Raw genomic sequence first — 11,944 nt, forward strand, 5'->3', positions numbered from 1 at the left:
CCTGGTATGGGCGGATTCCCTGGTATGGGCGGATCACCAGGCATGGGCGGATTCCCTGGTATGGGCGGATCACCAGGCATGGGCGGATTCCCAGGCATGGGCGGATTCCCAGGCATGGGCGGATTCCCAGGCATGGGCGGATTCCCAGGCATGGGCGGATCACCTGGCATGAGTGGATTCCCAGGCATGGGCGGATTCCCTGGTATGGGCGGATTCCCTCGAGTGGGCTAAAAGTTATAGTTGTTTCACAATAACTAAAAATATAAGCGAACTCCCTTATTGTATCAAGGGGCTCGCTTGTATCATAAGGATAATATTGTTGCTTTTATGAGCACTAACTACTTAAAATAGTCTATAAAAGTATACCTTTAAAAACGGTTGATCTCTGTCTAAAACTTATGACTTTCTGAACGATATAAATTAAAGAGTTCTAATTATATTCGTCAGTATATTTTTTATTTTAGCTAATAAAAAATAAGCGCCAATTAGGTGCTTATCGAATATGAATTATAGTTTGTTTAGTAAGTTGTTGGCCAGGCATTAGTTCTAGGGCCTATGCTACATCTTTTAATTCTGGGCTATTAGGTAAATCGTAAGAACCTATAGATTCAAAATGTTGAAGTTGTTCTTCTGTTAAAAGGTTAAGTAGAATGCACACATCTACAACTGCTCTAATAATAGTTATACCGAGCTTTTTTGCTAAATACGGTCTATGATTATCACCAGCACCAACGTAAAATTCACCGCTAGGAAATAATGTTAGGTTAATCTCAACATGAGATGAACCGGTTGTTACATATCAGTGAGTTTCAATTGATTTAAGAAGACGATTTAACTTTTCTTCAGACAAAACATTGTCATGAGTCAAGCCTTTTATTCTTGAAACTGGCACCAACACTGAGCCAACATGATGAATTAAGTAGGTTCTACCATAATTAGTTAAATAACCCTTCGTCATTTTACTCAAGCATATGATACACACTAATAAGAAAGCCTTCATACCTTAATGAAGGCTCTTGTTTACGAGTTGTATCAACACCTTTAAGACAAAGTAGGTGATCACATGTTCTATTCTAATTTCTACACTCCTTTCCCATACGCTTTCTACCCTTATTTTATGCCTTCTTTTGGACGTCCAACTGGATATGTACTGAATGCTAGTGGGGAAGTTGACAGTTGGTGGGGGAATTATCCACTGGGTAAGCCAGCTAAAGCGCCAAAGTTTTTGAGTGGGGGCCAAGCGCCTATTTCAGGACCTGCCATACCTTTCAGATTAAGGGGTTTCTATTAAAGTAATAAGCATAAGGATGCTGATTCATCAGTGTCCCTTTTTATTAAAAACAGGTGATTTGTCATTCTTTGTCGAACTAGTAGGTGAAGAGGTGATACACATATGCTTAAATTTAAAGTTGTTTTTGAATTTATAAACGGCAGGACAAAGGAATTAAAATTTGAAGCCACATCAAAGAAAGAAGTCATTAGTCATATAACAAAACATGAAAAATTTGTTTCGAATGAAAAAGAGCTAGTGCATATCAATTTAAATAATGTGGTGCAGTTTATGGTTACAGAAGAAAAAAATAATAAGGTAAGAATAAATAACTTTTTGTCGAATAGAATAGACAAAAGGTGGTAATAGATATGGTCGATAAAAATTGGATTAATGCTTATGTTTCTAAAATTTCAGGAAAACATTTCGAACTGTTACTGGTTCAAGATATTATTGATTCTTTCGTTGAGATGTTAAATGTAAAGCTAAATGATAATCAACAGTTTAAAGCCAATTTTAATAAAGAAAAAAATGAAATTTCATTTCCAGACTGTTTAGTTTCATTTAAAATTCAAGGACCTACATTGAGTTTGAGGAAAGTTTTAAAATCTAACTATCAAGTTGCTGGAGGAATTAAAATTTTTGATATAGGTTTGGCTTATCATTTAAAATCTGGTGCAGATTTGATTGAAGAGGTTGAAACTATATCTGAAGCATTAGATAGGGCGCTAAGTTATTTACTTTTAGAGCTGAAATAAAAGTGAATATTTTTATAAGTTGAGGTCACTCACAGTGGGTGGCTTTTTATTATGTCTATAATATGTAAGTTGAATATGTGTTAAATAATAAATAAAAAAGAAAAGGTGGCAATGCTAAAGATGAGGGATCATAAGTATACGTCAATCTATGCATCTAATATTATTAACGAGAAGCTAGATGATATTAAAATAATATTTAAGATTGTTGATGTGTACATTAGACATCAGTATTCTCTCATGGTTATGCTGATGTAGTAAGCTCATCGGCTTAGTTATGGTTTATAGTGCTAGTATGGTAAAGCGGTTAGTCGCTATGGTGTAGAAGGTGATTATTTTTATCAAAGCCAAAATAGAGCCTTTTTTTTATGTAAGCTATATTGATTTAATGTGAAATATTGCTAAGTTAATTTAATAATATGGTAGTTTATTTTTGTATCCCTTATATTCTTACATACCATTTAGATTTTAAAGTCAAGAGTTATTTCCTTTTAAGTAGTTGTAAAGAAATATATATTATCCATTTTTATTTATAATTAATATTGCCTTTCTTTTATAAGAGTAAACAAACATGTATTTTATTAAATGCCTGTGTAAAGAGAATACGTAGATTTTTATAATTCCAAGCCGTATATGTCCCAATGACTACAAGAGAAGAGGGCAAAAAGAGATGCACCATTTTTGCCCCACATAATTTAATTTATAATGATATATTTTGAAAATCAGAACCTAATGAAAGTGAATACAACGGCTCTTCAATAGCTTAATGACATACTATGAATCCCGCTTGTTTTTTTTAGAAAAAGATGAGTTTTTTTACAGAATTAAATGTTAGAATATTTAAAAAGGAGGAGTGACATGCACGTAGATAAAAAAAGTGTAAGCAACCAAACAAGCACGATTACCTATACACATATTAAAACGGAAGGGTCTAGTAGCATTTGTTTTATGTTTTCAGGCCTGGGCTATACATACGAAAAGCCGTTATTGTATTATGTAACGATGCTGATGCTAAAACACGAAATTGACGTGGTTCAGATTCACTATACATATCCAAAAGAGATGATGACAAAATCTACAGATGAGATTGCAGACGTTATGATGAAAGACATTAATCTCGTGCTGCAAGACGTTTTATCTCACAACGACTATAAAAATATCATATTTGCAGGAAAATCGATTGGCACAATTCCGCTGATTCAGCGAATCATGAAAGATGCAGCCTATAAAGATGGAGTGATGCTTTTACTGACCCCGCTTTTAACAAGAACAGAACTGTTTGAAAGTTTACTAGAAAGCACTCATAAAGGTCTTATTGTAATAGGAACTCGTGATCACTATTACAATAAATCAGTTTATCAATTAAAAACAAAAAAGATGCATATTGAAGTCATCGAAAATGCCGATCATTCATTGGATGTTTTTTATTCTCCACCCGACTCGTTAAAGGCGTTACAAACCGTTATGAGTCGTATAGAAATGATTTTGTGAGGTAAGAAAAAAGAGAAAGGGGCACAAAATGGATACGCTACGTGAAATTATTTGCGAAAAAAGAGCCTACAGCTATTCACCTCATACTCATGATCATAACTACAGTCAGCTTTTGTTTCCGCTAGCAGGTGCTCTTGATATTCAAACAAGCGAGCAGCACTTAACGCTGCAAGAAGGATGCTTTTACATTCCGCCTCGTCAGCTGCATACGTATCAAGCTAAAAATACAAATGAATGCTTGGTCGTTGATATTCCTTTGAAATTTACAGAAAGTGCGCATCTTTCTCAACAAGCAGCTTTTATTCAATGGAATTCAACATGGAAAGCAATTCGCTACCTTTTACTTGATGGGCTTCAAAAAAGCACTGACAGGGGGGCGCTTGAAGATTTAGTCCGTTACGTTCAGCATTATTTACCAAAGAAACAAACGTTTAAATCCATTGATTACCTTCATGCTAACTTTAATCAAGAGCTAAACATAGAAAGTCTTGCTAAGCTGGAAAATTATCATCCTGCCTATTTTTCTGCTTGGTTTAAACAAAAAACGGGTTATTCACCTCAAAGTTATGTAGCACTTATACGTTTAAATAAAGCAAAAGAACTGTTAAAAGAGACGGGCTACTCGGTAACGTATATTGCGCATGAAGTCGGCTATCACAGCTTGTCTTCATTCACTAAATGGTTTGCAAAACAAGAAGGAGTCTCACCTACTCACTATCGAAGTATCTTAAAAACAGACAAGTAACATCATAAAAGCGGAAAAACTTTTTTCTTTCTTTTAGCTATGATAAAAGAAAGGAGATGGAAATATGAATACTTCATTATCAAAAATACTTATATTATGTGCCGCTGTGTTATGGGGAACTACAGGAACTGCCCAAGCCTTAGCATCTGCTGAAGCGCATTCCGTGGCGATTGGAGCGGTGCGTTTAGCTGTAGGGGGACTGTCGCTTCTTGCAGCTTGTCTTATTCAAAAAAAGAAAGTGGACGTAAGACGCCTTCCTATTCTGCCTCTTGCGGTTGCTGCAGCAAGTATGGCCGCTTATCAGCCGTTATTTTTTTCCGCTGTCATTAAAACGGGTGTTGCAGTAGGAACAATGGTGGCAATTGGCAGTGCGCCTGTTTTATCAGGAGTATTAGATTACATAGTGTACCGCAAGAAACCTACAAAAAAATGGTTGCTTGCTACGGTTACTGGTATTATAGGGTGCAGCTGCTTGTTGTTAAAAAAAGATACTCAAATCGACGTGATAGGTTTGGGTATGGCGATAGGAGCAGGGGCGTCTTTTGCTTGCTACACGACTGTTAATAAAAAAATTGTTCAGCATGTTGATCCGCAAGTAGGGGCTTCGCTTGTGTTTACAGCCGCCGCTGTTTTACTGATTCCATGCTGGTTTATATATGATATGAGCTGGCTAGTTTCTTTACATGGAATAGGCATTGCTCTTCACTTAGGAATACTTACGACGGCGCTTGCTTATGTATTATTTTCTACAGCGCTTAAGTCGGTGCAAGCGTCTACCGCCGTGACGTTATCGCTAGCAGAGCCTGTTACCGCTTTTTTACTTGGCGTCTTTTTTTTAGGAGAATCTCTAACTTTGGTAAACATATGCGGAGCAGCACTAGTATTTGTTAGCCTAGCTTTTTTAACGTATTCTCCGAAGTCATCGTTAAATCAAGAGGTCCATATATAAAAAACCCCCTTTCTTTAAAGAAAGGGGGTTTTTTATTAAGCGTACATGCCTGCTACTTGTTTTTGCAGGTTGCTGTCTTCTAAATACTCATCGTACGTCATTTGCTTGTCAATTACTCCGTTTGGCGTAATTTCAATTACACGATTCGCAATCGTTTCAACGAACTGATGGTCATGAGATGTGAAAATCATTGAACCTTTGTAGCTGATAAGTCCATTGTTTAGTGCTGTGATTGATTCTAAGTCAAGGTGATTCGTAGGATCGTCTAGTAAAAGAACGTTTGAACCGCTTAGCATCATTTTAGAAAGCATACAGCGAACTTTTTCTCCTCCGGAAAGAACGTTTGCTTTTTTTAGTACTTCTTCACCAGAGAATAGCATTCTACCTAAGAAACCGCGTAAGAAGCTTTCGCTTTGATCATTAGGTGAATACTGACGCAGCCAGTCTACTAAGTTTAAATCTCCGTTTTCAAAGTATTCGGAGTTGTCTTTTGGGAAAAAGGCTTGAGACGTTGTCACACCCCATTTGTACGTACCGCTGTCTGCTTCCATTTCACCCATTAAAATCTTCATTAATGTTGAATTTGCAAGTTCGTTGCGGCCTACAAGAGCAATCTTGTCATCTTTATTCATAATAAAGCTTACGTTATCAAGCACTTTTACGCCGTCAATTGTTTTTGTTAAACCTTCAACGCGAAGTACGTCATTTCCAATCTCACGTTCCGGCGTGAAGTTCACGTATGGGTAACGACGAGAAGAAGGACGGATGTCATCTAATGAAATTTTATCAAGCAATTTTTTACGAGACGTTGCTTGTTTTGATTTCGATGCATTTGCGCTAAAGCGAGCGATAAAGGCTTGAAGCTCTTTAATTTTTTCTTCTTTTTTCTTGTTCGCATCTGATGCCATTTTTTGTGCTAATTGACTTGATTCATACCAGAAATCATAGTTACCAACGTAGACTTGGATTTTACTGAAGTCAAGGTCAGCAATGTGCGTACATACTTTGTTTAAGAAGTGACGGTCATGAGATACAACAATGACTGTGTTTTCAAAGTTAATTAAGAACTCTTCTAACCATTGAATTGCTTGAATATCCAAGTTATTCGTAGGCTCATCTAAAAGTAATACATCAGGTTTTCCGAATAAAGCCTGTGCAAGAAGCACTTTTACTTTCTCACTACCCGTTAGTTCAGCCATTTTTTTGGCGTGAAGATCTTCAGAAATACCTAATCCTTTTAAAAGAATAGCTGCTTCTGATTCTGCTTCCCAACCGTTTAATTCAGCAAATTCACCTTCAAGCTCAGCTGCTTTCATTCCGTCTTCATCTGTGAAGTCTGCTTTCATATAAATAGCATCTTTTTCTTGCATTACTTCATAAAGGCGAGCGTGCCCCATAATAACGGTTTTCATAACTTCTTGATCTTCATATTCGAAGTGGTTCTGTTTTAAGACAGCAAGGCGTTCGCCAGGGCCCATATGTACATCACCAGTTTGAGATTCAATTTCACCAGATAAAATTTTTAAAAACGTTGATTTTCCAGCACCGTTTGCGCCGATTAATCCATAACAGTTACCAGGCGTGAATTTAATATTCACATCTTCAAATAACTTTCGGTCGCCAAATCGTAAACTTACATTACTAACTGTAATCATGTATGAGCAGTCCTCCAAATTCAATATCTATAAAATTATACCATTCTTTTGAGATAAGAGCGATATGAATACAATATTTCAAACATAAAGTGTAACCGACACTTTAAGCACTCGTCAACCATTTAAGCGATTTTTTGAGCGGTAAAACTTGATTATTCTAGCATTCACCAAAACATTGAGCGGCAAACCAGTATGTCTAAGCCTTCAGTAGTAAGCTCTTTTTCATTTTTAAGATGGATATTGTATTCCTTTGTATAAGAAACAAAAAGAAGAATAATACTACCTGGTAAATAAAAGAATTTCTACGAAGTAAACACTGATATTTTACAGATGCTTATTTCTAGAATTGCTTTGTTATAGACATAAATAGGGTGATGATCATGTGGAAATTAATTGTTTCCTATCTTCCAGAAGGGCCAGTTTTTATACAAGCAGTTCTGGTTTTTTTCATCCCGTATATAATCTACAAATTATTAAGCGGGATTCGTAATTCAGAGGAAGAGTGATGAAAGTGAAAAAATGGAGATCAACAATAAAAAAAATAGGAAACCATGCGAATGAAAAGGAAAACAAACAGGAATTTACACCTCAAAATTCACCTAATCATGTTACTGAGCATTTAGCTTTAACTCTAGAAGCAGTTAAAAAAGAAATTGGTCATAATTCCGACGTTCATTTTCGGGAGTTTATTATAGGACGCACCGGTATTCAGGCAGCTATTATTTTTGTAGAGGGGCTATCAGATAAAGATCTTATTGAAAAACATATTTTATCATCATTGATGGCTGATTTTTCAAAAGAATACCAACAGGATCAGCTTTACGTAAAGGAAAACCTTTCAAAACAGTTTATTAAAAGCCAAGTATTATCAATCGGTGATGTAGAAGAGGTTCATTCCATTAAAGAAGTAACATCAAAAGTCTTAACAGGATCTACGGCTCTTTTAATTGACGAAATATCACCTGCTTTAATTCTTGGTACAAGCAAAGTAAAAACAAGGACGATTGAAGAGCCCGTATCAGAAGCATTAGTGAGAGGGCCAAGAGTAGGCTTCACTGAATCTTTAAGTGATAATACTTCTTTATTAAGAGGAAGCGGAGACATTGAAAATTTGTCGCTAGTGAAATTTCAAGTAGGAAAGCGTTCCAAAAAAGACTTAGTTGTTGCTTACATAAAGGAGATTGTTGATCCAGAGCTAGTTGAAGAAGTAGAAAAACGAATTAAAAAAATTGATCTTGATAATGTACCGGAGTCAGGATATGTTGAACAACTCATTGAAGATAATTACCTTAGTCTATTTCCTCAGGTGCAGAATACGGAGCGTCCTGATCGTGTAATTGCTGCTTTAATGGAAGGGAGAGTAGGCATTTTATTAGACGGGACGCCTTTTGCTTTGATTGCTCCCGTTACGTTTAGCATGATGTTACAGTCGCCGGAAGATTATTACGAAAGGTGGATTCCCGGTACATTTATTCGTTTTCTTCGTTATATCGCAGTAGTTCTTTCGCTTTTTACACCGGCTTTGTATATTGCTTTTATTTCGTTTCACCCAGGGATGATTCCGACTAAGCTCGCTATTTCCATTATAGGAACAAAGTCTGGAGTACCATTTCCAGCCCTTATAGAAGCCTTATTTATGGAAATAGCTATCGAAATCTTGAGAGAAGCTGGACTCAGGTTACCAAAACCAATTGGTCCAGCAATGGGAATTGTCGGTGGATTAATTATTGGAGAAGCTGCTGTGCAGGCAGGGATTGTTAGCCCTATTTTAGTGATTATTGTGGCGTTAACTGCGATTTCATCATTTGCTATTCCGCAATATAGCGTCGGGATTTCACTGCGTATTCTTCGCTTCATAGCTATGCTATGTGCTGCCATACTTGGATTATATGGAGTCGTTTTATTTTTCCTTTTTATGACCAGTCATTTGGTGAAACTAAAAAGTTTTGGCGTATCTTACATGAGTCCAGCGGTACCCTATCGTTTAAGTGAATGGAAAGACTTGATGGTCCGTATGCCTCTTATGATGATGAAAAGACGTCCAAAGATGATGCATACCAAAGATTCTCTACGAAAAGGATAGCAGCTTATGATAAAAGGAAGTGAATCAGTGGTAATGATAAATTCAAACGATCGTATTACGACGCCCCAAACAGCTATTATTGTCATCAATTTCATACTTGGAACCGGTATTCTGACGTTGCCTCGAACAGCTGCGGAACAAGTGAAAACACCAGATGTGTGGCTAACTGTTATTCTAGGAGGAATAGTCACCATGATAGCAGCGATAATCATGGTGAAATTAAGCCGGAAATTCCCTGGAAAGACGTTTTATCAATACAGTAAAGAAATTACAGGGAAATGGTTAAGTAAGTTAATTAGCTTACTTATGATAGGTTATTTTTTACTGCTTGGTGGTTTTCACGCCCGTTCATTGGCAGAAGTAACCGGATATCTCTTGCTAGAAGGAACGCCGACGTGGGCTATTATTATGCCATTTATGTGGATAAGCCTCTATTTAATTAGAGGGGGCATTAATCCGATCGCTCGACTGTTTGAAATTATATTCCCTATTACCGTTATTCTTTTTTTACTGGTAGCTTTTATGAGTATAAAAATATTTGAAATAGATAATCTGCGCCCCGTACTTGGATCAGGAGTCCTTCCTGTACTAAAAGGGGTAAAAACAACTGCTCTTGCATTCACGGGTCCTGAAATCATGTTAATCATTTTAGCTTTTATGAAAGAACCACACAAAGCAGGAAAAGCTGTGCTAGTTGGAATTACCATTCCTATATTTATTTATGTGATTACTGTTGTAATGGTTATCGGAGCGTTATCGATTGATGGAGTAGTAATAAGAACATGGCCCACGCTTGATTTAATAAGGAGTTTTGAGCTGACAGGCTTGATTTTTGAACGATTTGATTCCTTGCTGCTAGTTGTATGGATCATGCAGATGTTTGCTTCTTTTACTATTAACCATTATGCCGCTTCATTAGGACTGTCTCAGCTTTTCCAAAAAAACATTCATCCATTTATGTATGGTTTGCTTCCGGTTATATATCTTATTTCCATGATTCCTAAAAATATTAATGATGTATTTAAATTGGGAGATGTGATTGGCAATATCGCCTTAGTTTTATTTGGGTTTTTGCCGCTGCTTCTTCTCATTATTTCAAAAGTAAAGGGAGTAAAATATGAAACAAACCTTTAACCATTTCCAGTTCCTATTGGTTTTGTTTTCTGTTTTTTTGCTCTTTCCTCTGGCAGGCTGCTGGAGCAGTCATGAAATTGAAGAGCAAAGTTTTGGAGTGGGTGTGGCCTATGATAAAGGTAAGGAGTCCATAGCTGAAAAAGAATTTGATGAACAAGGAGAAGGGTATACTAAAAAGAACCTGATTACGTCAACTTATCAACTTATCACTCCTCAAGTCGCAAGTTCAACCACTAAACAAGGAGGACCGCAGCAGAAATCTTACGTAAATATTTCGGAAACAGGAGATTCTCCTTTTCAAATGCTTCGTGAATTATCTTTAAGAAGTGACACTCCTTTAACTAGTCCTCATATGAAAGTAATGGTTATCAGTGAGGCCCTTGCACGAGCGTATAGTTTAGAGCAATTAGTGGACCAAACTCTTCGGGACAATGATTTTAGACCTAGTTGCCTTGTGTTTATTAGTAAAGGAAGAGCTAGCGACACGTTAGAATCAAAAACAGCAGGAGAGATCCCAGCTTTCCACTTGTATGGAATGATAGACAATACGTATCGAACAACGCGAATTTTACCGCCCATGCCGCTTATTAAATTAGCAAGCAAGATTCAAACTGGGTCTAGTTTTCTGATGCAAAATGTATTATCAGCAAATGGAGAAATCAAATTTGCGGGTGCTGGTATAATTAAAGGGGAAACAAGCAAAATGATTGGTTTTTTGAATGAAGAAGAACTAGATGGTTTGGCTTGGATCACAGGCAAAGGGAAAGGCGGGCTAGTGAAAAGCTTTGATAAAAAGACTGGTCAGCTGATTGTATATGAAATAGAGTCTATGAAAAGTCATATTCAACCCCATGTTAAAGGAAATGATATCTCTTTTGATGTACACATTGAATCAGTGGGAAGGCTATCTGAAAGTTGGATGACTTCAGGGAGCTCTTTTAATAATCAATTTTTACAGAATGCGCAAAAAACCTCAGAAAAGAAAGTAAAGCACCTGGTAAGAAACGTACTAGAAAAAATGCAAACAAAATATAAAGTTGATGTTGCAGGTTTCGGAAATCAATTGAGAATTAAGCAGCCTAGAACATGGATGAGGGTCAAAGAAAATTGGGATCAAACATTTAGTGAAGTGCCAATTAACTATGATGTGAAGTTAACGATTAAAGATTATGGAGCATCCGCGTCAAAAAAGTAAGCACCCGACTGTAACATTGCTGATCTTTATGTCAAAAATGAAACTCCCACAAGAATAATAATCTCAGAACTTCCCATGAAATACTCATCACATGCTTCGTACGGAGCCTTCAATAAACAACAAATAAGAGCTGCCGATTTTCGACAGCTCTTATTTGTTGTTATTCAAAAATATAAGCTAATGCTTGAAGAGCCTGTTCTGGCGTTTCGACTACAACCTGGGCTTTGTTTGACAGTTCTTTAAGCGGATGGTGCAGTTTTTCAGGGCGAACCAAAATTAGCGGTTTATCTAATGCAATGGCTGTCGCCGCATCCATTGCGCTGTTCCACTGCTTGTATTTTTCGCCAAATAAAGCAATAACCACATCAGATTTTTTAAGGAGTACCTGCGTGCGTAAATTATTAATTTGAGAAGCAGCTTCATCTTTTAAGACAGCGTTAGGCTGTTTTCCTAAAATTTCTTCTCCAATGTTGTCGGAGCGGTCATGGTCTGTCATGGGACCGACAAAGGTAAGGGGAAGGTTTAATTGTTCTGCTTGGTTTTTAATTTCGTCTCGCCAGTTATCGTGAATTTGCCCGGCAAGGTATACGGTTAAATTCATTATGTAGAAGTCCTCCTCTAACTAAAGTTTGTTTTATTTTATCAAATGTAAGCGGATAATACGAAT

General features: G+C 36.8%; 11 protein-coding genes. 9 read left to right on the forward strand and 2 right to left on the reverse strand.

Annotated features, from left to right (window positions below):
* The first annotated feature begins 24 nt into the window (after positions 1–24).
* From ACFX4G_RS06445 to ACFX4G_RS06470, 6 genes are all read left to right on the forward strand, one after another.
* Positions 25–231 carry a hypothetical protein gene (locus tag ACFX4G_RS06445; RefSeq protein WP_377573410.1) on the forward strand — a complete coding sequence of 69 codons (207 nt, stop codon included), beginning with the start codon at positions 25–27 and terminating at the stop codon, positions 229–231.
* A 1,162-nt stretch (positions 232–1,393) separates the two neighbouring features.
* Positions 1,394–1,636, forward strand: a complete 243-nt coding sequence (locus ACFX4G_RS06450) for a hypothetical protein (protein ID WP_097823507.1) — start codon at positions 1,394–1,396, stop codon at positions 1,634–1,636.
* Between the two features lie 5 nt (positions 1,637–1,641).
* A complete protein-coding gene (locus ACFX4G_RS06455; protein ID WP_097823506.1) occupies positions 1,642–2,028 on the forward strand; it encodes a hypothetical protein in 387 nt (128 codons plus the stop codon).
* 855 nt (positions 2,029–2,883) lie between these two features.
* Positions 2,884–3,516 (forward strand): alpha/beta family hydrolase, encoded by a 633-nt coding sequence (locus ACFX4G_RS06460; protein WP_097823505.1) that lies wholly within the window; start codon positions 2,884–2,886, stop codon positions 3,514–3,516.
* Positions 3,517–3,544: 28 nt separating this feature from the next.
* Positions 3,545–4,261 carry a helix-turn-helix transcriptional regulator gene (locus ACFX4G_RS06465; RefSeq protein WP_377573415.1) on the forward strand — a complete coding sequence of 239 codons (717 nt, stop codon included), beginning with the start codon at positions 3,545–3,547 and terminating at the stop codon, positions 4,259–4,261.
* Positions 4,262–4,325: 64 nt separating this feature from the next.
* A complete protein-coding gene (locus ACFX4G_RS06470) occupies positions 4,326–5,210 on the forward strand; it encodes a DMT family transporter (protein ID WP_377573419.1) in 885 nt (294 codons plus the stop codon).
* A gap of 35 nt (positions 5,211–5,245) precedes the next feature.
* Here the strand turns inward: ACFX4G_RS06470 and ACFX4G_RS06475 are convergent, their stop codons facing one another.
* Entirely contained in the window at positions 5,246–6,865 is a 1,620-nt protein-coding gene (locus ACFX4G_RS06475) for an ABC-F family ATP-binding cassette domain-containing protein (RefSeq protein ID WP_028413463.1), read from the reverse strand.
* 505 nt (positions 6,866–7,370) lie between these two features.
* On the opposite strand from ACFX4G_RS06475, the gene ACFX4G_RS06480 reads away from it, so the two are divergent.
* The 3 genes from ACFX4G_RS06480 to ACFX4G_RS06490 are packed head-to-tail and all read left to right on the forward strand — an operon-like array spanning position 7,371 to position 11,277.
* Entirely contained in the window at positions 7,371–8,948 is a 1,578-nt protein-coding gene (locus ACFX4G_RS06480) for a spore germination protein (RefSeq protein ID WP_377573424.1), read from the forward strand.
* Between the two features lie 6 nt (positions 8,949–8,954).
* Positions 8,955–10,082 carry a spore germination protein gene (locus ACFX4G_RS06485; RefSeq protein WP_097823501.1) on the forward strand — a complete coding sequence of 376 codons (1,128 nt, stop codon included), beginning with the start codon at positions 8,955–8,957 and terminating at the stop codon, positions 10,080–10,082.
* Positions 10,066–11,277 carry a Ger(x)C family spore germination protein gene (locus ACFX4G_RS06490; protein ID WP_097823500.1) on the forward strand — a complete coding sequence of 404 codons (1,212 nt, stop codon included), beginning with the start codon at positions 10,066–10,068 and terminating at the stop codon, positions 11,275–11,277. Before ACFX4G_RS06485 ends, ACFX4G_RS06490 begins: the two co-directional genes overlap by 17 nt.
* Before the next feature lie 160 nt (positions 11,278–11,437).
* On the opposite strand, the gene ACFX4G_RS06495 is transcribed toward ACFX4G_RS06490, so the two are convergent.
* On the reverse strand, positions 11,438–11,878 hold the full coding sequence (locus tag ACFX4G_RS06495) for a YtoQ family protein (RefSeq protein WP_025752263.1): 441 nt from the start codon (positions 11,876–11,878) through the stop codon (positions 11,438–11,440).
* Positions 11,879–11,944 lie beyond the last annotated feature (66 nt).

Source organism: Priestia sp. YIM B13486 (assembly GCF_042787865.1).
Taxonomy (GTDB): domain Bacteria; phylum Bacillota; class Bacilli; order Bacillales; family Bacillaceae_H; genus Priestia; species Priestia megaterium.